Raw genomic sequence first — 21,008 nt, 5'->3', positions numbered from 1 at the left:
CATGGAAGCCAGGGCCCAGGCGCGGTACATCCGCGTCACGCCCATGAAGGCCCGCCGCGTGGTGGACCTTATCCGTGGCATGAGCGCCACGGAGGCTCAGGCGGTCCTGCGTTTCGCCCCGCAGGCCGCGAGCGTGCCGGTGGGCAAGGTGCTGGACAGCGCCATTGCCAACGCCGCGCACAACTACGACCACACGGACGCCGAGTCGCTGTTCATCAGCGAGGCGTTCGTGGACGAGGGCCCGACCCTGAAGCGGTTCCGTCCGCGTGCACAGGGCCGTGCCTACCGGATCCGCAAGCGGACCAGCCACATCACCGTGGTCGTCTCCAGCAAGGAAGGGACCCGGTAATGGGCCAGAAGGTTAACCCGCATGGGTTCCGGCTCGGCATCACCACGGACTTCAAGTCCCGTTGGTACGCCGACAAGCTGTACAAGGACTACGTCAAGGAAGACGTCGCCATCCGCCGGATGATGACGCAGGGCATGGAGCGCGCCGGCATCTCGAAGGTTGAGATCGAGCGCACCCGTGACCGCGTCCGCGTCGACATCCACACCGCCCGGCCGGGCATCGTCATCGGCCGTCGCGGCGCGGAGGCCGACCGTATCCGCGGCGACCTCGAGAAGCTGACCGGCAAGCAGGTCCAGCTGAACATCCTCGAGGTCAAGAACCCGGAGACGGACGCTCAGCTGGTGGCCCAGGCCGTCGCCGAGCAGCTGTCCTCCCGCGTCTCCTTCCGTCGCGCCATGCGTAAGAGCATGCAGTCGACGATGAAGGCCGGCGCCAAGGGCATCAAGATCCAGTGCGGTGGCCGCCTCGGCGGCGCCGAGATGTCCCGCTCGGAGTTCTACCGCGAGGGCCGTGTGCCCCTGCACACCCTCCGTGCGAACGTCGACTACGGCTTCTTCGAGGCCAAGACGACCTTCGGCCGCATCGGTGTGAAGGTCTGGATCTACAAGGGCAATGTGAAGAGCATCGCCGAGGTCCGCGCCGAGAACGCCGCCGCCCGTGCCGGCAACCGTCCCGCCCGTGGCGGTGCCGGTGCCCCCGGTGGCGACCGTCCGCAGCGTCGCGGTGGCGAGCGCGGTGGCCGTGGCCGTCGTCCCCAGGGTGACGCCCCGGCTCCCAAGGCCGAGGCGACCACTGAGGCCCCGGCGAGCCCGGAGACCACTGGAACGGAGGCCTGACCCGTCATGCTGATCCCCCGTAGGGTCAAGCACCGCAAGCAGCACCACCCCAAGCGCCGCGGTATGGCGAAGGGCGGCACGGAGCTGGCTTTCGGCGAGTACGGCCTGCAGGCCGTCACCCCCGCGTACGTGACGAACCGGCAGATCGAGTCCGCTCGTATCTCCATCACCCGTCACATCAAGCGCGGTGGCAAGGTCTGGATCAACATCTACCCGGACCGTCCGCTGACGAAGAAGCCGGCCGAAACCCGCATGGGTTCCGGTAAGGGTTCTCCGGAGTGGTGGATCGCGAACGTCCACCCCGGCCGGGTGATGTTCGAGCTGTCCTTCCCGAACGAAAAGGTAGCCAAGGAGGCGCTCATCCGCGCCGCCCACAAGCTTCCGATGAAGTGCCGGGTCATCCGGCGCGAGGCAGGTGAGTCGTAATGGCGGCCGGCACCAAGACGGCAGAGCTGCGCGAGCTCGATGACGAGGGTCTCCTCGGCAAGCTCCGCGAGGCGAAGGAAGAGCTGTTCAACCTTCGCTTCCAGGCGGCCACCGGCCAGCTGGAGAACAACACCCGGCTGAAGATCGTCCGCAAGGACATCGCCCGGATCTACACCCTCATGCGTGAGCGTGAGCTCGGCATCGAGACGGTGGAGAGCGCCTGATGAGCGAGAAGAATGTGACTGAGACCAACGCCAAGCGCGGCGACCGCAAGACCCGTGAGGGCCTTGTCGTCAGCGACAAGATGGACAAGACCGTTGTGGTCGCCGTTGAGGACCGTGTGAAGCACGCCCTCTACGGCAAGGTCATCCGCCGCACCAACAAGCTCAAGGCGCACGACGAGCAGAACGCTGCCGGCGTCGGCGACCGGGTCCTCCTCGCGGAGACCCGGCCGACCTCCGCCACCAAGCGGTGGCGCATCGTCGAGATCCTCGAGAAGGCCAAGTAATCCCTGAGGGCTTTTCCTCAGGACCGTTCCGTCAGGCTCGGTAGGGGCGGGGCAACCCGCCCCTACCGGGAACCGACGCGACAACCCAGGAGATAGACGTGATCCAGCAGGAGTCGCGGCTTCGGATCGCCGACAACACCGGTGCGAAGGAAATCCTTTGCATCCGTGTTCTCGGTGGCTCGGGCCGCCGCTACGCGGGAATCGGTGACGTCATCGTCGCCACCGTCAAGGACGCGATCCCCGGTGGCAACGTGAAGAAGGGCGAGGTCGTCAAGGCCGTCATCGTCCGGACCGTCAAGGAGCGCCGTCGCGCGGATGGCTCGTACATCCGCTTCGACGAGAACGCCGCCGTGATCCTCAAGAACGACGGCGACCCCCGCGGTACCCGCATCTTCGGCCCGGTGGGCCGCGAGCTGCGCGAGAAGAAGTTCATGAAGATCGTTTCTCTCGCGCCGGAGGTGCTGTAACCGATGAAGATCAAGAAGGGCGACCTGGTCCAGGTCATCACCGGTAAGGACCGCGGCAAGCAGGGCAAGGTCATTGTGGCCTACCCCGCCGAGAACCGTGTCCTGGTCGAGGGTGTCAACCGGGTCAAGAAGCACACCAAGGCCGGTCAGACCGCCCGTGGTTCGCAGACCGGCGGCATCATCACCACCGAGGCGCCCGTCCACGTCTCCAACGTCCAGCTGGTCGTGGAGAAGGACGGCAAGAAGGTCGTGACTCGCGTCGGCTACCGCTTCGACGACGAGGGCAACAAGATCCGCGTTGCCAAGCGGACGGGTGAGGACATCTGATGACGACCACCACTCAGCCGCGTCTGAAGCTGCGCTACCGCGAGGAGATCGCGGGCAAGCTGCGTGACGAGTTCTCCTACGAGAACGTCATGCAGACCCCCGGTCTCGTCAAGATCGTGGTCAACATGGGTGTGGGCGACGCCGCCCGCGACTCCAAGCTGATCGAGGGCGCCATCCGCGACCTCACCACGATCACCGGCCAGAAGCCGGCCGTCACCAAGGCCCGGAAGTCCATCGCGCAGTTCAAGCTGCGCGAGGGTCAGCCGATCGGCTGCCACGTCACCCTGCGCGGTGACCGCATGTGGGAGTTCCTGGACCGTCTGCTGTCGCTGGCGCTCCCGCGTATCCGCGACTTCCGTGGTCTGTCGCCGAAGCAGTTCGACGGCCGTGGCAACTACACCTTCGGTCTCACGGAGCAGGTCATGTTCCACGAGATCGACCAGGACAAGATCGACCGCGTCCGGGGTATGGACATCACCGTGGTCACCACGGCGACCAACGACGATGAGGGCCGCGCCCTTCTCCGTCACCTCGGCTTCCCGTTCAAGGAGGCGTGAGCCGTGGCGAAGAAGGCTCTCATTGCCAAGGCCGCCCGCAAGCCCAAGTTTGCGGTCCGCGGCTACAACCGCTGCCAGCGCTGCGGTCGACCCCACTCCGTCTACCGCAAGTTCGGCCTGTGCCGTGTGTGCCTTCGTGAGATGGCTCACCGCGGCGAGCTGCCGGGCGTGACCAAGAGCTCCTGGTAACAACCTCTTCGAGGTTGTCCAGGGCTCTCGGTAAGCATCTGGATGGCAGGAGCCCAGCCTTTCGTACCGTAAGGTAGAAGGGTTGGGCGCCTGCCGCCCACGAATCGTCTTACTACGCCGTAGGTCCCCGCGCCGCACCCGTCCCCAGCATGAGTGGGGGAGAGGGATGGCGCAGATAGGAAACCCCGGCGAGAGAGGCCTAAGGCCATCACATGACCATGACTGACCCGATCGCAGACATGCTGACGCGTCTGCGGAACGCGAACTCCGCGTACCACGATGAAGTCACCATGCCGTTCAGCAAGATCAAGTCGCACATCGCGGAAATCCTCCAGCAGGAGGGTTACATCTCCGGCTGGAAGGTCGAGGACGCCGAGGTCGGCAAGAACCTCACCGTCGACCTGAAGTTCGGCCCGAACCGCGAGCGCTCGATCGCCGGCATCAAGCGCATCAGCAAGCCCGGTCTGCGGGTCTACGCAAAGTCCACCAACCTGCCGAAGGTGCTCGGCGGCCTGGGCGTGGCGATCATCTCCACGTCCCACGGTCTCCTCACCGGCCAGCAGGCTGCCAAGAAGGGTGTAGGCGGAGAAGTCCTCGCCTACGTCTGGTAACCCGGGAACAGGAGGAACAGCAATGTCGCGTATTGGACGGCTGCCCATCCCGGTTCCCGCCGGCGTGGACGTCACCATCGATGGCCGGACGGTCTCGGTAAAGGGTCCCAAGGGCTCCCTTTCCCACACCGTTGCCGCGCCGATCGAGATCGCCAAGGGCGAGGACGGCACCCTGCAGGTGACCCGCCCCAACGACGAGCGTCTGAACAAGGCCCTGCACGGCCTGTCCCGCACGCTGGTGGCGAACATGATCACCGGCGTGACCGCGGGCTACGTGAAGAAGCTCGAAATCAGCGGTGTCGGCTACCGCGTCCAGGCGAAGGGCTCCAACCTGGAGTTCGCCCTGGGCTACAGCCACCCGATCCTTGTCGAGGCCCCCGAGGGCATCTCCTTCAAGGTCGAGAACCCCACCCGGTTCTCGGTCGAGGGCATCGACAAGCAGAAGGTCGGCGAGGTTGCCGCGAACATCCGCAAGCTGCGGAAGCCCGACCCGTACAAGGCCAAGGGCGTCAAGTACGAGGGCGAAGTCATCCGCCGCAAGGTCGGAAAGGCGGGTAAGTAAGCCATGGCATACGGTGTAAAGATCGCCAAGGGCAAGGCGTACAAGGGCGCAGCCCTCAAGCGCCGCCACATCCGGGTCCGCAAGCGGATCTCCGGTACGGAAGAGCGCCCGCGCCTGGTCGTTACCCGCTCCAACCGCGGTATCACGGCTCAGGTCATCGACGACATCGCGGGCCACACGCTCGCGTCGGCGTCGACCCTCGACGCGTCCATCCGCGGCGGCGAAGGCGACAAGAGCGCCAAGGCGAAGCAGGTCGGCCAGCTTGTGGCCGAGCGTGCGAAGGCCAAGGGCGTCGAGACTGTCGTCTTCGACCGTGGCGGCAACCAGTACGCCGGGCGCATCGCCGCCCTGGCGGACGCCGCCCGCGAAGCCGGGCTCAAGTTCTGAGTCCGCTCGTAGCTAGCGGAAACAACGAGGAGAGGTAATTCCAATGGCTGGACCCCAGCGCCGCGGAAGCGGTGCCGGTGGCGGCGAGCGGCGAGAGCGCAAGGACCGGCGGGACGGCGGCCAGCAGGCCGAGAAGACCGCTTACGTCGAGCGTGTTGTCGCGATCAACCGCGTCGCCAAGGTTGTGAAGGGTGGTCGTCGCTTCAGCTTCACCGCGCTGGTCGTGGTGGGCGATGGTGACGGCACCGTCGGTGTCGGTTACGGCAAGGCCAAGGAGGTGCCGGCCGCCATCGCCAAGGGTGTTGAGGAGGCCAAGAAGCACTTCTTCAAGGTCCCCCGTATCCAGGGCACCATTCCTCACCCGATCCAGGGCGAGAAGGCTGCGGGCGTCGTCATGCTCAAGCCGGCTTCCCCCGGTACCGGCGTTATCGCCGGTGGCCCGGTGCGTGCCGTGCTCGAGTGCGCAGGCGTCCACGACATCCTGTCGAAGTCGCTCGGATCGTCGAACGCGATCAACATCGTGCACGCCACGGTGGCCGCTCTTCAGGGCCTTCAGCGCCCCGAGGAGATCGCCGCCCGCCGCGGCCTGCCGCTGGAGGACGTCGCGCCCGCAGCCCTGCTGCGTGCTCGTGCCGGGGTGGGTGCGTAATGGCTCGCCTCAAGGTCACGCAGACGAAGTCCTACATCGGTAGCAAGCAGAACCACCGTGACACCCTGCGTTCGCTCGGGCTCAAGCGCCTGAACGACGTGGTGGTCAAGGAGGACCGCCCGGAGATCCGCGGCATGGTCCAGACCGTCCGCCACCTCGTCACGGTCGAGGAGGTTGACTGACATGGGTGAGAACCCGCTGCACATCCACAACCTCCGTCCGGCTCCGGGCGCCAAGACCGCCAAGACCCGCGTGGGTCGTGGCGAGGCGTCCAAGGGCAAGACGGCCGGTCGTGGCACCAAGGGCACCAAGGCCCGTTACCAGGTTCCCGCGCGCTTCGAGGGCGGGCAGATGCCCCTCCACATGCGCCTGCCGAAGCTCAAGGGCTTCAAGAACCCGTTCCGCACCGAGTACCAGGTCGTCAACCTGGACAAGCTCGGCGCTCTCTACCCCGAGGGTGGAGAGGTCACGGTGGCCGATCTGGTCGCCAAGGGCGCGGTTCGCAAGAACCAGCTCGTCAAGGTGCTCGGCACCGGCGAGGTCTCCGTGGCGCTGCAGGTGACGGTTGACGCCGTCTCCGGCTCCGCCCAGGAGAAGATCGTCGCCGCCGGCGGCACCGTCACCGAGCTCATCTGAGCCCGACAGTGACTCCTCAACCGGGGATGTTCCACATTTTGTGTGGGGCATCCCCGGTTGTGCGTTCCTAGCCGAGGTTCCCCGCCGGTAAGGTGGCGGAACTGCTAGTCTCGCGAAGCCTGTGTGCTCTCGCGGGCCGTGCTAACCCATTCATTCGTTGTCGTCACCTACCGCGCACGGCGCGGGGGTCGCAGGAGGCACCGTGCTCACCGCGTTCGCCCGGGCGTTCAGGACGCCCGACCTGCGCAAAAAGCTGCTGTTCACGCTGGCCATCATGGTGATCTACCGGCTGGGAGCTCATATCCCGGTACCTGGCGTGGACTACCAGGTGGTCAATGACTGCATCAAGCAGGTCGGCGGCAACCAGGGGCTCTTCGGCCTGGTCAACCTGTTCAGTGGCGGCGCGCTGCTCCAGCTGACCATCTTCGCGCTCGGGATCATGCCGTACATCACGGCGAGCATCATCCTGCAGCTGCTGACCGTGGTCATCCCGCGCCTGGAAGCCCTCAAGAAGGAGGGGCAGGCCGGCACCACGAAGATCACGCAGTACACGCGTTATCTGACGGTCGCGCTCGCCATCCTGCAGGGCACCGGCCTGGTCGCCACCGCCCGCTCCGGCAGCCTGTTCTCCACCTGCACCAGCGCCAGCCTGATCGTGCCGGACCAGTCGATCTTCACCACGATCACCATGGTCGTCACCATGACCGCGGGCACCGCCGTCATCATGTGGCTCGGTGAGCTCATCACCGACCGCGGCATCGGCAACGGCATGTCGATCCTGATGTTCGTCTCCATCGCGGCCGGCTTCCCCAGCGCCCTGTGGGCGATCAAGAAGTCCGGCAAGATCGCGGACGGCTGGGTCGAATTCGGTGCGGTGATCCTCATCGGCCTGGTGATGGTCGGCCTCGTGGTCTTCGTCGAGCAGGCGCAGCGCCGGATCCCGGTCCAGTACGCGAAGCGCATGATCGGCCGCCGGTCCTACGGCGGTACGTCCACTTACATCCCCTTGAAGGTCAACCAGGCGGGTGTGATTCCCGTCATCTTCGCCTCGTCGCTCCTCTACATCCCGTCGCTGGTCGTGCAGTTCAGCGGATCCACCGCGAGCTGGGCCACCTGGGTAAAGGACAACCTGGTCAAGGGTGACCACCCGATTTACATCACCACGTACTTCCTGCTGATCGTCTTCTTCGCCTTCTTCTACGTGGCTATCTCGTTCAACCCCGAGGAAGTCGCCGACAACATGAAGAAGTATGGTGGGTTCATCCCGGGTATCCGGGCTGGTCGACCCACTGCTGAGTACCTCAGCTACGTGCTCAATCGGATCACGTGGCCGGGGGCGATGTACCTGGGTCTGATCGCCCTGGTGCCCACCGTGGCGCTGGTGCTGTTCAACGCGAACCAGAACTTCCCGTTCGGCGGGACGAGCATCCTGATCATCGTGGGTGTGGGTCTGGAGACCGTGAAGCAGATCGAGAGCCAGCTTCAGCAGCGTAATTACGAAGGGTTCCTCCGCTGATGCGCATTGTCCTCGTCGGCCCCCCTGGGGCGGGCAAGGGTACGCAGGCCGCGTACCTTGCCAGGAACCTGTCGATCCCGCACATTTCCACGGGCGACCTCTTCCGCGCCAACATCAGCCAGGGGACGCCGCTCGGCAAGCAGGCGCAGGCCTACATGAAGGCCGGCGACCTGGTGCCGGACGAGGTCACCATCGGTATGGCCAAGGACCGCTGGGAGCAGCCGGACGCCTCGCACGGCTTCCTGCTCGACGGCTTCCCGCGCAACCTCACCCAGGCCGAAGCGCTCGACCGGATCCTCAAGGACGAGGGCATCGCGCTGGACGCGGTGCTCGACCTGGAGGTCCCGGAGGAGGAGGTGGTCCGGCGCATCGCCGGCCGCCGTACCTGCCGGCAGGACAGCAGCCACACCTTCCACGTCGAGTACAAGAAGCCCAAGGCCGAGGGCGTCTGCGACGAGTGCGGCGGCGAGCTCTACCAGCGCGACGACGACACCGAGGAGACGGTCCGGCGGCGGCTGGAGGTCTACCACCGCGAGACCGAGCCGATCATCGACTACTACCGGTCGCAGGATCTGGTGATCACGATCTCCGCGCTGGGGCCGGTGGCCGAGGTCACCGCGCGCTCGATGGAAGCGCTGCGGGACCGCGACAAGGACGACAGCAAGTAATCCGTACGTTGCGCACGTAGTGCGAACCGGCCGCGGTGCCTCCCTTTGGCGCCGCGGCCGTACCCCTTCCTGCGGCTAACCGCCGCCGCTCTCGCGGCCGTGGTTGCTCACCGTCGGGGTGCCTCAATTGATGGTTGCGGCAGAATTAACAGAGACGTTGACCCGGAAGCGGAGAGGCAAGAGCCCGATGGTCGAGATCAAGAACCCCGAGCAGATCGCGAAGATGCGGGCGGCGGGTCTTGTCGTCGCGGCCATCCATGAGGTGACCCGCGAGGTGGCCGTCCCCGGCGCCACCACCAAGGACCTGGACGACGCGGCCCGCAAGGTCCTCGCCGACCACGGCGCCAAGTCGAACTTCCTCGGCTACGGCGGCTTCCCCGCGACCATCTGCACCTCGGTCAACGACGTCGTCGTCCACGGCATCCCCGACACGGCGACCGTCCTCAAGGACGGCGACATCATCTCCATCGACTGCGGCGCCGTCGTCGACGGCTGGCACGGCGACGCCGCGTACACCGCCTTCGTGGGCACCGGTCACGCGCCGGAGCTGGTCGAGCTCAGCCGCGTCACCGAGGAGTCCATGTGGGCCGGCATCGCCGCTTTCCGCAAGGGCGACCGTCTTGTCGACATCTCCCGCGCCATCGAGGCCTACATCCGCCGCCAGCCCAAGCCCGGCGGCGGCAAGTACGGCATCATCGAGGAGTACGGCGGCCACGGCATCGGCACCGAGATGCACATGGACCCCCACCTCCTGAACTACGTCAACCGCAAGCGCGGGCGCGGCATCAAGCTGGTGCCCGGTGTCTGCCTGGCCATCGAGCCGATGGTGAGCCTCGGCACACCGCTGACGCACGTCCTTGAGGACGAGTGGACCGTCAAGACGAACGACGGGACCTGGTCCTCTCACTGGGAGCACTCCATCGCCCTGACGGAGGACGGACCGCTCGTCCTGACCGCCGTGGACGGTGGCAAGGCGAAGCTGGCCGAGTACGGCGTGACGGCGGCGCCGGATCCGCTGGCGTAGCGCTGGGGCTTACGTGGGTGTGGCTCAAGCCCGGGTCGCCGGTCGGAGGCCGGCGCAGCCGCTCGAAGCCAGCGAAGCGCCCGCGAGGGCGGCGTGAAGAGGAGTCTTCGGCGGCAAGGCGAAGCTGGCCGAGTACGGCGTGACGGCGGCGCCGGATCCGCTGGCGTAGCGCTGGGGCTTACGTGGGTGTGGCTCAAGCCCGGGTCGCCGGTCGGAGGCCGGCGCAGCCGCTCGAAGCCAGCGAAGCGCCCGCGAGGGCGGCGTGAAGAGGAGTCTTCGGCGGCAAGGCGAAGCTCGCCGAGTACGGCGTGACGGCGGCGCCGGACCCGCTGGCCTAAGCCGGATGTGCTGGCTTAACGATCACGCTCGGGGGGCATGCTCATGGGCACGGATTCGTCTTTCAGGATGGGCTGACGTAGACTGACACGTCGGCTCTCGCATGCTTTTGGCGTGTCGCGGGCCGATCAAGGTAGCCGATCCCGAAAGCAGGACATGGCCAAGAAGCAAGGCGCCATCGAAATCGAGGGCACCGTGATCGAGTCTCTGCCGAACGCAATGTTCAAGGTGGAGCTTCAGAACGGTCACAAGGTCCTCGCGCACATCAGCGGCAAGATGCGTATGCACTACATCCGCATCCTCCCGGATGACCGGGTCGTCGTGGAGCTGTCTCCGTACGACCTGACGCGCGGACGGATCGTCTACCGCTACAAGTAGTACCTAGTAGTAGATCTCACGACCCGGAGAACCTGAATCCCATGAAGGTCAAGCCGAGCGTCAAGAAGATCTGCGACAAGTGCAAGGTGATCCGCCGCCACGGTCGGGTCATGGTCATCTGCGACAACCTGCGCCACAAGCAGCGCCAGGGCTGACGTACGACCACCTGCACCACCTCGCAGTTCTTCGCGCGACGCACAAAACGTACATACGCAGTCACCCGTCCTCGCACAACGAAGGGGACGACACCCCCGGCGGAGGCCGGGGACCCGGGGAAGGTCCCGGGAGCGGTGCTGCGGAAAACCTCCGAATCAACAGGAGCCATGAATGGCACGCCTTGCAGGCGTTGACCTCCCGCGCGAGAAGCGCGTGGAGATCGCCCTCACCTACGTCTTCGGCATCGGGCTCACCCGTGCGCAGGAGACCCTGAAGAACACCGGTGTGAACCCGGACACGCGTGTTCGCGACCTTGCCGAGGAAGACCTCGTCAAGCTCCGCGAGTACGTGGACGCCAATTTCAAGACCGAGGGTGACCTCCGTCGCGAGATCCAGGCGGACATCCGCCGCAAGGTCGAGATCGGCTGCTACCAGGGTCTGCGCCACCGTCGCGGCCTGCCGGTGCACGGTCAGCGGACCCACACCAACGCCCGCACCCGCAAGGGCCCGCGTCGCGCCATCGCCGGTAAGAAGAAGCCGGGCAAGAAGTAGTCCTCAGCCGGACGCTCATCAGCGGTCTTGCGCTGTAGGACCGATCACCTCCCCGTAGGAGAAATAGATGCCCCCCAAGGGTCGTCAGGGCGCTGCCAAGAAGGTGCGCCGCAAGGAAAAGAAGAACGTCGCTCACGGGCACGCCCACATCAAGAGCACGTTCAACAACACGATCGTCTCGATCACGGACCCCTCGGGCAACGTGATCTCCTGGGCCTCCGCCGGCCACGTGGGCTTCAAGGGCTCGCGCAAGTCCACCCCCTTCGCCGCGCAGATGGCCGCCGAGTCGGCCGCCCGCCGCGCGCAGGAGCACGGCATGCGCAAGGTCGACGTCTTCGTCAAGGGTCCCGGCTCCGGCCGTGAGACCGCGATCCGCTCCCTCCAGGCCACCGGCCTCGAGGTCGGCTCGATCCAGGACGTCACCCCCACCCCGCACAACGGCTGCCGTCCGCCGAAGCGCCGCCGCGTCTGACCCTCCGGGTCGCGATGCGTTGTTGCGGGCGGTACGACGTGCAAGCGCCGTACCGCCCGTAGTCTGTACTTACGGCATCAAATAGTGGGTGCCGAAGACTGGAAGGTCTGACACAACATGCTGATCGCTCAGCGCCCCTCGTTGACCGAAGAGGTCGTCGACGAATTCCGCTCCCGGTTCGTGATCGAGCCGCTGGAGCCGGGCTTCGGCTACACCCTCGGCAACTCGCTCCGCCGTACGCTCCTCTCCTCGATCCCCGGTGCCGCTGTCACCAGCATCCGGATCGACGGGGTCCTGCACGAGTTCACCACCGTGCCGGGCGTCAAGGAGGACGTCACCGACCTCATCCTCAACATCAAGCAACTGGTCGTCTCCTCGGAGCACGACGAGCCGGTCGTGATGTACCTGCGCAAGCAGGGCCCGGGTGTGGTCACCGCCGCCGACATCGCGCCCCCGGCCGGTGTCGAGGTGCACAACCCCGACCTGGTTCTGTCCACCCTGAACGCCAAGGGCAAGCTGGAGATGGAGCTGACCGTCGAGCGCGGTCGCGGCTACGTCTCCGCGGTGCAGAACAAGCAGCAGGGCCAGGAGATCGGCCGTATCCCGGTCGACTCCATCTACAGCCCGGTGCTCAAGGTCACGTACAAGGTCGAGGCGACCCGTGTCGAGCAGCGCACCGACTTCGACAAGCTGATCGTCGACGTCGAGACCAAGCAGGCCATGCGCCCGCGTGACGCGATGGCCTCGGCCGGCAAGACCCTGGTCGAGCTGTTCGGCCTGGCCCGCGAGCTCAACGTCGACGCCGAGGGCATCGACATGGGCCCGTCCCCGACGGACGCCGCTCTGGCGGCGGACCTCGCGCTCCCGATCGAGGAGCTCGAGCTCACCGTCCGTTCGTACAACTGCCTCAAGCGCGAGGGCATCCACTCCGTGGGTGAGCTCGTGGCACGTTCCGAGGCGGACCTGCTCGACATCCGCAACTTCGGTGCGAAGTCGATCGACGAGGTCAAGGCGAAGCTGGCCGGCATGGGCCTGGCCCTCAAGGACAGCCCGCCCGGATTCGACCCCACCGCCGCCGCGGACGCCTTCGGCGCCGACGACGACGTGGACGCCGGCTTCGTGGAGACCGAGCAGTACTAGGCGCTCCGCGAGGACGCCGAATTCCTTGGGTGCGGGTGCGCTGTGGCTTGTCGCGCAGTTCCCCGCGCCCCTTCCGGGCGGGCGACCGCTCGCTCGGATACTGACTCCGGTACCTGATACGGCCGGGGCAGACACCTAGGAGAAACACCATGCCGAAGCCCGCCAAGGGCGCCCGTCTGGGCGGCAGCGCTGCGCACGAGAAGCTGCTCCTCGCGAACCTCGCGAAGTCGCTCTTCGAGCACGGCCGCATCACCACCACCGAGGCCAAGGCGCGCCGTCTGCGTCCGGTCGCGGAGCGCCTGATCACCAAGGCGAAGAAGGGCGACATCCACAACCGTCGCCTGGTGCTGCAGACGATCACCGACAAGGGCATCGTCCACACCCTCTTCACCGAGATCGCGCCTCGCTACGAGAACCGCCCCGGTGGCTACACCCGCATCACGAAGATCGGCAACCGTCGTGGCGACAACGCCCCGATGGCGGTCATCGAGCTGGTGGAGGCCCTCACCGTCGCCCAGGAGGCGACCGGCGAGGCCGAGGCCGCGACCAAGCGCGCGGTGAAGGAGGCCGACGCCAAGGCGGAGGTCGTCGAGGACGCCAAGCCCGAGGCCGAGGCCGAGGTCGTCGAGGACGCCGCTCCGGCCGAGGAGTCCAAGGAAGCCTGATCCAGGTCTCCTGAGCGGGCCCGCACCCAGTTCTGCTGGGGGCGGGCCCGCTTCCTTTTTTTGAGAGGATCTGCTCGTGAGCGATGACGTGGAGCCCGGCTTCGTACGGGTGCGCCTCGACCTGTCCTACGACGGGGCCGAATTCTCCGGCTGGGCCAAGCAGCGCGCCCGGCGGACCGTCCAGGGCGAGCTGGAGTCGGCCATCCAGACCGTGCTGCGGCTGCCGGACCCGGTCGACCTGACGGTCGCGGGGCGTACGGACGCCGGAGTGCACGCGCGAGGGCAGGTTGCGCATGTCGACCTTCCCGAGGATGTCTGGCATGCGCAGGGGGAAAAACTGCTGCGCCGGCTCGCCGGCAAGCTCCCCTGGGACGTCCGTGTGTGGCGGGTCAGCGAGGCCCCGCACGGCTTCAACGCGCGCTTCGCGGCGATCTGGCGGCGCTACGCCTACCGGGTCGGCGATCACCCCGGCGGCGTCGACCCGCTGCTGCGCGGGCACGTGCTGTGGCACGACCGGCCGGTGGATGTGGAGCTGATGAACGAGGCCGCGCGCAGGCTGCTCGGGGAGCACGACTTCGCGGCGTACTGCAAGAAGCGCGAGGGCGCGACGACCATCCGTACGCTGCTGGAGCTGTACTGGGAGCGGGATGCCGACGGCCTGGCCGTGGCGACGGTCCGGGCCGACGCCTTCTGCCACAACATGGTGCGGGCGCTGGTCGGCGCGATGATCCTGGTCGGCGACGGGCACCGGCCGGTGGAATTCCCCGGAGAGGTGCTGGCGGGGCGCGTGCGGCACTCGGCGGTCAATGTGGTCCGGCCGCACGGGCTGACGCTGGAGGAGGTCGGGTACCCGGCGGACGAGCTGCTGGCGGCCCGTAACAAGGAGGCCCGCAACATGCGGACGCTCCCGGGGTGTGTCACGGCCTAGCGGCGGCCCCCGCCTGGTCGAGGCCGCGCCGGCTGATCTGGGCGAAGGCGAAGTCGGAGACGGCCTTGGCGGCGGTTCTGGCCGCTGTGTCGGCCCTGGTGTCGTCCGGGGTGATGGTCCGGCCGTTCCTCAGGCCGCCGATCGTGTAGTACGCGTAGCGGCCGATCGAGCTGGAGGTGAGGCGGCAGGCCACGTTGCGGCAGAAGTCGGTGGCTCCGCCGTCGGCGAGGGGGCGGAGGTACTGGGTGGTGTCCCGGGCCTTCCCGGCCTGTGCCGCGTTGTCGAAGACCGCGATGCCGACGGTGACGGCGACCGTGCCCTCCGTGAAGGTGGCACGGAAGAGCTGGCGGCAGCCGTTCCTGGCCAGGGCGGTGGACAGGCTGCTCGCGGCGGCGGACGAGCAGTTGCCGGTCCGGGCGGTGGCCGTCCTGGCGAAGGTGCGGCCGGCAGTGAGGAGCTTCCTGCCGGGGAAGAGCGTGGCGGTGCTGAGCGGCGCCGTGTCCTTCTCGGCGCTGGAGAGGATGTCCAGCGCGGATGTCCGGGGTGGCAGGAGCACGGTGGCGGTGGCGGTGGCGGTGGCGACGGGTTCCGCGTGGTGGGAGGAGCCGGCCACGGCCGTGGCCACGACGGCGGCCGTCGCGAGGCCGGCCAGCGCCGCGCCCCCGGTGCGCATCCGCCGCTTGCGCCGTCTCGCCCGTGCCTCGGAGCGCTCGGCGAGCGCCGCCCAGTCCGGCCGATCCGGCTGGTCCGGCCGGTCCTGACGGTGGTTGTGCGGCTGCTGCGGCCCTAAGGTCATGGCGCGGATTCTATTGACCTCAAAACCCGTTTGGTCGCAACGCTCCACCCCGGCGACAATCCACGGCATGGGACATCTTGAGGCGGCACACCTGGAGTACTACCTGCCGGACGGGCGGGTGCTGCTCGGCGACGTCTCGTTCCGGGTCGCGGAAGGCGGGTCCGTCGCCTTGGTGGGGGCCAACGGCGCGGGCAAGACGACCCTGCTGAGGCTGATCGCCGGGGAGCTCAAGCCGCACGGCGGCTCGGTGAGCGTGAGCGGCGGGCTCGGCGTCATGCCGCAGTTCGTCGGCTCGGTCCGGGACGACCGCACCGTGCGCGACCTGCTGGTGTCGGTGGCCCCGCCGAGGATCCGTACGGCGGCCAAGGCCGTGGACGCCGCCGAGCTGGCGATCATGGCGCAGGACGACGAGCCCGCGCAGATGGCGTACGCCCACGCGCTCAGCGACTGGGCGGAGGCGCACGGCTACGAGGCCGAGACGGTCTGGGACATGTGCACGATGGCCGCGCTGGGCGTCCCGTACGAGCGGGCGCAGTGGCGCGAGGTGCGCACGCTGTCCGGCGGCGAGCAGAAACGGCTGGTCCTGGAGTCCCTGCTGCGCGGCACGGACGAGGTCCTGCTGCTGGACGAGCCGGACAACTACCTGGACGTCCCCGGCAAGCGCTGGCTGGAGGAGCAGCTCCGGCAGACCAAGAAGACGGTGCTGTTCGTCTCCCACGACCGGGAGCTCCTGGACCGCTCGGCGGAGAAGATCATCAGCGTCGAGCCGGGCCCGGCCGGGTCCGATGTGTGGGTGCACGGCGGCGGCTTCGCCACGTACCACGCGGCCCGCAAGGAGCGCTTCGCGCGCTTCGAGGAACTGCGACGGCGCTGGGACGAGGAACACGCGAAGCTGAAGAAGCTCATGTTCACGCTGCGCCAGCAGGCCGCGATCAGCCCCGACATGGCCTCGCGCTACCACGCCGCCCAGACCCGCCTGCGCCGCTTCGAGGACGCCGGCCCGCCGCAGGAGCCGCCGCGCGAGCAGAACATCTCCATGCGGCTCTCCGGCGGCCGTACCGGTGTGCGGGCCGTCACCTGTGAGCGGCTGGAACTCACCGGCCTCATGAAGCCGTTCGACCTGGAGGTCTACTACGGCGAGCGGGTGGCCGTGCTGGGGTCGAACGGCTCCGGCAAGTCGCACTTCCTGCGGCTGCTCGCGGGGGAGGCGGTGGCCCACACCGGTACCTGGAAGCTCGGCGCCCGGGTGGTCCCCGGGCACTTCGCCCAGACCCACGCCCACCCCGAACTGCTCGGGCGCACCCTCGTCGACATCCTGTGGACCGAGCACGCCCGCGACCGGGGCAAGGCGATGGGCGCCCTGCGCCGCTACGAACTGGAGCGCCAGGGCGACCAGCGCTTCGACCAGCTCTCCGGCGGCCAGCAGGCCCGCTTCCAGATCCTCCTCCTGGAGCTCCAGGGCACCACAGCGCTGCTTCTGGACGAGCCGACGGACAACCTTGACCTGGAGTCCGCGGAGGCCCTCCAGGACGGCCTGGAGGCCTACGACGGCACGGTGCTCGCCGTAACCCACGACCGCTGGTTCGCGCGGTCCTTCGACCGCTACCTGGTCTTCGGGTCGGACGGCCTGGTACGCGAGTCCACGGAGCCGGTCTGGGACGAGGCGCGGGTGGCGCGTGAGCGGTAGAGGCCGGCCGCGGCTCGCCGGACGGCGTTCGGCGCAGCCGGTCGAAGCCCGGGAGGCCCCTTGGGGCCGAGCGGTGCGAGGGCGGCGGTGGGGATCGGGACGGCACGGTGCTCGCCGTAACCCACGACCGCTGGTTCGCGCGGTCCTTCGACCGCTACCTGGTCTTCGGGTCGGACGGCCTGGTGCGCGAGTCCACGGAGCCGGTCTGGGACGAGGCGCGGGTCGTGCGCGAGCGCCCGTAGGGGCGCGGGGAACTGCGCGAGCAACCCCGCACGGGCGGGCAGCCGGGTCCCGATCCCGTACCGCAACGGCGGGTTTCCGTTCCGTACGCGGCCTCTGCGGGCAGTCGACGCTTCTCGCGCAGTTCCCCGCGCCCCTGCCGGGCTCTGAAGGGGCGCGGGGAACTGCGCGAGAAGGCACGACGGGCTCGCGGCCGGGAACGCACGAGAACCCCTGCGGCGTGGCACCGCGTCGGCCGGGACGCCCGCGTTTTGACCCGCCCGTGGCGGGCCGGGTAAGCTACTGGTTCGTTATGCGTATTGGCTTGCTCGTTCTCACGTGAGAGGCCGTTACGCCGGTCCACCGGGCCGATGACCAGTGTTCGCCACCGCGGTATGCGTCGCCGCAGGCGACAAGACTGTCGTGATCGTCCGGGTGGCCTTGTCAGGACCCACTCACTGAAGAAGCGAAGGCTATGACCGCGCGTACGTTCAGCCCCAAGCCCGGCGATGTCCAGCGCCAGTGGCACGTCATTGACGCGCAGGACGTTGTCCTGGGCCGTCTGGCCACTCAGGCAGCGAACCTCCTCCGGGGCAAGCACAAGCCGTATTACGCGCCTCACGTTGACACCGGTGACTTCGTCATCATCATCAACGCCGACAAGGTGCACCTGTCCGGCAACAAGAAGACCCAGAAGCTGGCATACCGCCACTCCGGCTTCCCGGGTGGTCTGCGCTCCGTCCGTTACGACGAGCTGCTGGACAAGAACCCGGAGAAGGCCGTCGAAAAGGCCATCAAGGGCATGATCCCGAAGAACACCCTGGGCCGTCAGATGCTCTCCAAGCTGAAGGTGTACTCGGGCTCCGAGCACCCCCACGCCGCGCAGCAGCCGGTCCCGTTCGAGATCACCCAGGTCGCGCAGGGCTAGTCCCAGCCACACCAACTGCACAGAAAGAATCTGAGGAGAATCGTGGCTGAGACCACCCCCGAGGCCGGCGTCGTCGAGACCGACGAAATCGTCGAGACCGCCGAGGTCGTTGAGATCGTCGAGAACATCGAGATCCCGGAGGAGTACACCTCCGAGTCTCTCGCGGGCCGCTTCGGCGACCCGCAGCCGGCTGCCGGCACCGGCCGCCGCAAGGAGTCCGTCGCCCGTGTCCGGATCGTCCCGGGCACCGGCAAGTGGAAGGTCAACGGTCGCACCCTTGAGGGTTACTTCCCCAACAAGGTGCACCAGCAGGAAGTCAACGAGCCGTTCAAGATCCTTGAGCTCGACGGCCGTTACGACGTCGTCGCCCGCATCAGCGGTGGCGGCATCTCCGGCCAGGCCGGCGCCCTGCGCCTCGGTGTCGCCCGCGCCCTGAACGAGGCGGACGCGGACAACAACCGCGGCGCGCTCAAGAAGGCCGGCTTCCTGACCCGTGACGACCGCACGGTCGAGCGCAAGAAGGCCGGTCTGAAGAAGGCCCGTAAGGCGCCGCAGTACAGCAAGCGCTAAATCGCGCCCGCTTTGCGCCGTACGCCCCGGAGGCACTTTGTGCGCCTCCGGGGCGTACGCGTTTCGGGCGGCGGGGCGTATATCTGAGGAACTGAGGTACCTGGGGGGACGCCCAGGAGCCGCAGCCAAAGGCAGACTCGGAGGATTCACTGTGGGACGACTCTTCGGTACGGACGGTGTGCGCGGCGTCGCCAACGCCGATCTGACGGCCGAGCTCGCGCTCGGCCTGTCGGTCGCGGCGGCGCATGTGCTGGCCGAGGCGGGCACCTTCGAGGGCCACCGGCCGGTGGCCGTGGTGGGGCGTGATCCGCGGGCGTCCGGAGAGTTCCTGGAAGCGGCGGTCGTCGCGGGCCTGGCGAGCGCGGGCGTGGACGTCCTGCGGGTCGGTGTGCTGCCCACCCCGGCGGTGGCGCATCTCACCGGCGCGCTGGGCGCCGACCTCGGCGTGATGCTCTCCGCGAGCCACAACGCCATGCCGGACAACGGCGTCAAGTTCTTCGCCCGCGGCGGCCACAAGCTCGCCGACGAGCTGGAGGACCGTATCGAGGCGGTCTACGACGAGCACCGCACCGGCGCCCCCTGGGACCGCCCCACCGGCTCCGGCGTCGGCCGGGTGCGCGACTACGCCGAGGGCTTCGAGGACTACGTGGCCCACCTGGGCAGCGTCCTGCCGAACCGCCTGGACGGCGTGAAGGTCGTCCTGGACGAGGCCCACGGCGCCGCCGCCCACGTCTCCCCGGAGGCCTTCACCCGGGCCGGTGCCACGGTCGTCACCATCGGCGCCGATCCGGACGGCCTCAACATCAACGACGGCTGCGGCTCCACCCACCTCGACCTCCTCAAGGCCGCCGTCCTCGAACACGGCGCCGACCTCGGCATCGCCCACGACGGCGACGCCGACCGCTGCCTCGCCGTCGACGCGGCGGGCGAGGAGGTCGACGGCGACCAGATCCTGGCCGTCCTGGCCCTGGCGATGCGCGAGACGGGGCAGCTGCGCGAGAACACCGTGGTCGGGACCGTCATGTCCAACCTCGGCTTCAAGCTGGCCATGGAACGCGAGGGCATCGAGCTCGTCCAGACGGCGGTCGGCGACCGCTACGTCCTGGAGGAGATGAAGGCCAAGGGCTACGCGCTCGGCGGCGAGCAGTCCGGCCACGTCATCATCCTCGACCACGCCACGACGGGTGACGGCACCCTCACCGGGCTGCTGCTGGCCGCCCGCGTCGCCGCCACCGGCCGCCCGCTCGGCGAGCTGGCCGCCGTCATGACCAGGCTTCCCCAGGTGCTGGTCAATGTGCGCGACGTCGACAAGACCCGTGTCTCCACCTCCACCGAGCTCGCCTCCGCCGTCGCCGAGGCCGAGGCCGAACTGGGCACCACCGGCCGCGTCCTGCTGCGCTCCTCGGGCACCGAGCCGCTGGTACGCGTCATGGTCGAGGCGGCCGACATCGACCACGCCCGCTCGGTCGCGGCGCGGCTCGCCGACGTGGTGAAGTCCGAGCTGGGCTAGGTTGCGGGGCCGCGTTGTCTCGCCCAGAACCACTTCTGGGCGAGCAGCGTGAGCACGCCCGCCACGACGATCCCCGCGAGGTTGACCAGCAGCTGGAGCGAGGAGCCCCACAGCTCCGCGTAATCGCCGTAGGAGAGCGCGAGCGCGGCGTTCGCCGCCGCGGGGACCGTCGTCACGGAGATCGCCACGCCCACGAGCGCCCCCGACTTGGCCGAGGTGAGGGACAGGATTCCCGCGATGCCGGCCAGGAACGCCACGACGAACGAGCTGGCGTCCGGCTGCCAGATGAACTCGGTGGAGGGGTGCGGGGCGGCGAACTGCGCCTCGCTGAACACCCCCAGAAGGTTCATCAGGTAGTTGAAGCCGCCGGTCAGCACCATCGCCACCGGGAAACCCACCAGCAGCGCCACCGACGACCGCAACGCCAGCCTCGGGTGACGCTGCACCAGCGCCGTGCACACCCCCGCCAGCGGCCCGAACTCCGGGCCCACCACCATCGCCCCCACGATCAGGATCGAGCTGTCCAGCATCACCCCGCACGCCGCGAGCATCGTCGCCACGGCGAGGAACGCCAGGTAGGTGACGGTCAGCGTCGACTCCTCGTGGGTGGCCTCCGTCAGCGACTCCCACAGGACCGCGTCCGCCCCCTCGCCCGGCGCGTCCTCCTCCGCCCGGTCCGCCCGGCGCGACAGCGACAGGTCGATGTCCTCCACCGCGATCGCCCCGTCCTCCACGATGCGCAGCTCGCGCAGCGAGCGCAGCAGGCCGTCGGCGGCCTCCCGGGCCACGTCGCACAGCACGATGTCGCCCTGCGGCACGCGCGCGGCGCCGGGCAGCACGGCGATGTGCGTCGTGCCCGTCGTCCTCTCGACGAGGTCCACGACGGTGTCGGTGCGGTCGGCGGGGACGATCATCCGCAGATGCAGCATGCGGTGCAGCTTACGGCTGCGTCTACGGGC

Annotated in this window: 32 protein-coding genes; 30 read left to right on the top strand and 2 right to left on the bottom strand. The window is 68.2% G+C overall.

Translation table 11 applies throughout. The annotated features are described in order from the left end of the window. The first annotated feature begins 1 nt into the window (after window position 1). The 25 genes from rplV (at window position 2) to truA (ending at window position 14,339) form a co-directional block, all read left to right on the top strand. Entirely contained in the window at window positions 2-349 is a 348-nt protein-coding gene (rplV, locus tag OG607_RS17910) for a 50S ribosomal protein L22 (protein WP_127356416.1), read from the top strand. After that, complete coding sequence (gene rpsC, locus OG607_RS17905; protein ID WP_329313624.1) at window positions 349-1,185, top strand: 30S ribosomal protein S3; 837 nt, start codon at window positions 349-351, stop codon at window positions 1,183-1,185. Before rplV ends, rpsC begins: the two co-directional genes overlap by 1 nt. A 6-nt stretch (window positions 1,186-1,191) precedes the next feature. Next, entirely contained in the window at window positions 1,192-1,611 is a 420-nt protein-coding gene (rplP, locus tag OG607_RS17900) for a 50S ribosomal protein L16 (protein WP_329313622.1), read from the top strand. After that, window positions 1,611-1,835 carry a 50S ribosomal protein L29 gene (rpmC, locus tag OG607_RS17895; protein ID WP_127356383.1) on the top strand — a complete coding sequence of 75 codons (225 nt, stop codon included), beginning with the start codon at window positions 1,611-1,613 and terminating at the stop codon, window positions 1,833-1,835. The genes rplP and rpmC overlap by 1 nt, the downstream gene beginning before the upstream one ends. After that, window positions 1,835-2,119 carry a 30S ribosomal protein S17 gene (rpsQ, locus tag OG607_RS17890; protein WP_329313619.1) on the top strand — a complete coding sequence of 95 codons (285 nt, stop codon included), beginning with the start codon at window positions 1,835-1,837 and terminating at the stop codon, window positions 2,117-2,119. The genes rpmC and rpsQ overlap by 1 nt, the downstream gene beginning before the upstream one ends. 98 nt (window positions 2,120-2,217) lie before the next feature. Next, complete coding sequence (rplN, locus tag OG607_RS17885) at window positions 2,218-2,586, top strand: 50S ribosomal protein L14 (RefSeq protein WP_073492414.1); 369 nt, start codon at window positions 2,218-2,220, stop codon at window positions 2,584-2,586. A 3-nt stretch (window positions 2,587-2,589) separates the two neighbouring features. Continuing rightward, window positions 2,590-2,913, top strand: a complete 324-nt coding sequence (gene rplX, locus OG607_RS17880) for a 50S ribosomal protein L24 (RefSeq protein ID WP_405724163.1) — start codon at window positions 2,590-2,592, stop codon at window positions 2,911-2,913. Then, window positions 2,913-3,470: a 50S ribosomal protein L5 gene (rplE, locus tag OG607_RS17875; RefSeq protein ID WP_329313614.1), complete on the top strand. Its 558-nt coding sequence runs from the start codon at window positions 2,913-2,915 to the stop codon at window positions 3,468-3,470. Before rplX ends, rplE begins: the two co-directional genes overlap by 1 nt. Window positions 3,471-3,473: 3 nt before the next feature. Beyond that, window positions 3,474-3,659: a type Z 30S ribosomal protein S14 gene (locus OG607_RS17870; RefSeq protein ID WP_073492416.1), complete on the top strand. Its 186-nt coding sequence runs from the start codon at window positions 3,474-3,476 to the stop codon at window positions 3,657-3,659. Window positions 3,660-3,871: 212 nt separating this feature from the next. Beyond that, complete coding sequence (rpsH, locus tag OG607_RS17865; RefSeq protein ID WP_405724162.1) at window positions 3,872-4,270, top strand: 30S ribosomal protein S8; 399 nt, start codon at window positions 3,872-3,874, stop codon at window positions 4,268-4,270. Between the two features lie 22 nt (window positions 4,271-4,292). After that, entirely contained in the window at window positions 4,293-4,832 is a 540-nt protein-coding gene (rplF, locus tag OG607_RS17860) for a 50S ribosomal protein L6 (RefSeq protein WP_329313611.1), read from the top strand. A 3-nt stretch (window positions 4,833-4,835) separates the two neighbouring features. Then, on the top strand, window positions 4,836-5,219 hold the full coding sequence (gene rplR, locus OG607_RS17855) for a 50S ribosomal protein L18 (protein ID WP_329313609.1): 384 nt from the start codon (window positions 4,836-4,838) through the stop codon (window positions 5,217-5,219). 43 nt (window positions 5,220-5,262) lie between these two features. Further along, window positions 5,263-5,868, top strand: coding sequence for a 30S ribosomal protein S5 (rpsE, locus tag OG607_RS17850; protein ID WP_127356376.1), 606 nt, complete (start codon window positions 5,263-5,265; stop codon window positions 5,866-5,868). Then, on the top strand, window positions 5,868-6,050 hold the full coding sequence (gene rpmD, locus OG607_RS17845) for a 50S ribosomal protein L30 (RefSeq protein WP_030890715.1): 183 nt from the start codon (window positions 5,868-5,870) through the stop codon (window positions 6,048-6,050). The genes rpsE and rpmD overlap by 1 nt, the downstream gene beginning before the upstream one ends. Window position 6,051: 1 nt before the next feature. Further along, window positions 6,052-6,504, top strand: a complete 453-nt coding sequence (rplO, locus tag OG607_RS17840) for a 50S ribosomal protein L15 (RefSeq protein WP_405724161.1) — start codon at window positions 6,052-6,054, stop codon at window positions 6,502-6,504. 202 nt (window positions 6,505-6,706) lie between these two features. Further along, on the top strand, window positions 6,707-8,020 hold the full coding sequence (gene secY / locus OG607_RS17835) for a preprotein translocase subunit SecY (RefSeq protein ID WP_405724160.1): 1,314 nt from the start codon (window positions 6,707-6,709) through the stop codon (window positions 8,018-8,020). Continuing rightward, window positions 8,020-8,688: an adenylate kinase gene (locus tag OG607_RS17830; RefSeq protein WP_405724159.1), complete on the top strand. Its 669-nt coding sequence runs from the start codon at window positions 8,020-8,022 to the stop codon at window positions 8,686-8,688. The genes secY and OG607_RS17830 overlap by 1 nt, the downstream gene beginning before the upstream one ends. A 187-nt stretch (window positions 8,689-8,875) precedes the next feature. Continuing rightward, entirely contained in the window at window positions 8,876-9,712 is an 837-nt protein-coding gene (map, locus tag OG607_RS17825; protein ID WP_405724158.1) for a type I methionyl aminopeptidase, read from the top strand. Between the two features lie 492 nt (window positions 9,713-10,204). Next, complete coding sequence (gene infA / locus OG607_RS17820; protein WP_003956442.1) at window positions 10,205-10,426, top strand: translation initiation factor IF-1; 222 nt, start codon at window positions 10,205-10,207, stop codon at window positions 10,424-10,426. A gap of 41 nt (window positions 10,427-10,467) precedes the next feature. Further along, window positions 10,468-10,581 carry a 50S ribosomal protein L36 gene (gene rpmJ / locus OG607_RS17815; protein WP_003956441.1) on the top strand — a complete coding sequence of 38 codons (114 nt, stop codon included), beginning with the start codon at window positions 10,468-10,470 and terminating at the stop codon, window positions 10,579-10,581. 172 nt (window positions 10,582-10,753) lie between these two features. Next, entirely contained in the window at window positions 10,754-11,134 is a 381-nt protein-coding gene (rpsM, locus tag OG607_RS17810) for a 30S ribosomal protein S13 (RefSeq protein ID WP_329313597.1), read from the top strand. Between the two features lie 67 nt (window positions 11,135-11,201). Continuing rightward, window positions 11,202-11,606 carry a 30S ribosomal protein S11 gene (rpsK, locus tag OG607_RS17805; protein WP_003956432.1) on the top strand — a complete coding sequence of 135 codons (405 nt, stop codon included), beginning with the start codon at window positions 11,202-11,204 and terminating at the stop codon, window positions 11,604-11,606. A 117-nt stretch (window positions 11,607-11,723) separates the two neighbouring features. After that, window positions 11,724-12,746 carry a DNA-directed RNA polymerase subunit alpha gene (locus OG607_RS17800; RefSeq protein WP_103886898.1) on the top strand — a complete coding sequence of 341 codons (1,023 nt, stop codon included), beginning with the start codon at window positions 11,724-11,726 and terminating at the stop codon, window positions 12,744-12,746. A 149-nt stretch (window positions 12,747-12,895) separates the two neighbouring features. Continuing rightward, complete coding sequence (gene rplQ / locus OG607_RS17795) at window positions 12,896-13,411, top strand: 50S ribosomal protein L17 (RefSeq protein WP_405724157.1); 516 nt, start codon at window positions 12,896-12,898, stop codon at window positions 13,409-13,411. Between the two features lie 76 nt (window positions 13,412-13,487). Continuing rightward, window positions 13,488-14,339, top strand: a complete 852-nt coding sequence (truA, locus tag OG607_RS17790; protein ID WP_405724156.1) for a tRNA pseudouridine(38-40) synthase TruA — start codon at window positions 13,488-13,490, stop codon at window positions 14,337-14,339. On the opposite strand, the gene OG607_RS17785 is transcribed toward truA, so the two are convergent. Continuing rightward, window positions 14,329-15,135 carry a hypothetical protein gene (locus tag OG607_RS17785; protein WP_405724155.1) on the bottom strand — a complete coding sequence of 269 codons (807 nt, stop codon included), beginning with the start codon at window positions 15,133-15,135 and terminating at the stop codon, window positions 14,329-14,331. The two genes, truA and OG607_RS17785, sit on opposite strands and share 11 nt — an antisense overlap. A 67-nt stretch (window positions 15,136-15,202) precedes the next feature. Here OG607_RS17785 and OG607_RS17780 point away from each other — a divergent pair, with 67 nt between their 5' ends. The 5 genes from OG607_RS17780 (at window position 15,203) to glmM (ending at window position 20,049) form a co-directional block, all read left to right on the top strand. Then, entirely contained in the window at window positions 15,203-16,822 is a 1,620-nt protein-coding gene (locus OG607_RS17780) for an ABC-F family ATP-binding cassette domain-containing protein (RefSeq protein WP_405724154.1), read from the top strand. Window positions 16,823-16,929: 107 nt separating this feature from the next. Next, entirely contained in the window at window positions 16,930-17,064 is a 135-nt protein-coding gene (locus OG607_RS17775) for a hypothetical protein (protein WP_405724153.1), read from the top strand. A gap of 452 nt (window positions 17,065-17,516) precedes the next feature. Next, a complete protein-coding gene (rplM, locus tag OG607_RS17770; protein WP_329313586.1) occupies window positions 17,517-17,969 on the top strand; it encodes a 50S ribosomal protein L13 in 453 nt (150 codons plus the stop codon). Window positions 17,970-18,011: 42 nt separating this feature from the next. Next, window positions 18,012-18,539 (top strand): 30S ribosomal protein S9, encoded by a 528-nt coding sequence (gene rpsI, locus OG607_RS17765; RefSeq protein WP_405724152.1) that lies wholly within the window; start codon window positions 18,012-18,014, stop codon window positions 18,537-18,539. A 151-nt stretch (window positions 18,540-18,690) separates the two neighbouring features. Further along, complete coding sequence (gene glmM / locus OG607_RS17760) at window positions 18,691-20,049, top strand: phosphoglucosamine mutase (RefSeq protein WP_405724151.1); 1,359 nt, start codon at window positions 18,691-18,693, stop codon at window positions 20,047-20,049. Here glmM and OG607_RS17755 read toward each other — a convergent pair. Further along, the gene (locus OG607_RS17755; protein ID WP_405724150.1) at window positions 20,046-20,978 is read right to left on the bottom strand and encodes a DUF389 domain-containing protein; all 933 of its coding nucleotides are present in this window, start codon (window positions 20,976-20,978) and stop codon (window positions 20,046-20,048) included. The two genes, glmM and OG607_RS17755, sit on opposite strands and share 4 nt — an antisense overlap. Window positions 20,979-21,008 lie beyond the last annotated feature (30 nt).

It is taken from the genome of Streptomyces sp. NBC_01537 (genome assembly GCF_045040445.1).
In the GTDB taxonomy this organism is placed as follows: Bacteria; Actinomycetota; Actinomycetes; order Streptomycetales; family Streptomycetaceae; genus Actinacidiphila.
The sequence above is the reverse complement of the archived record's forward strand: the minus strand, read 5'-3'. Positions and strand labels throughout refer to the sequence as shown.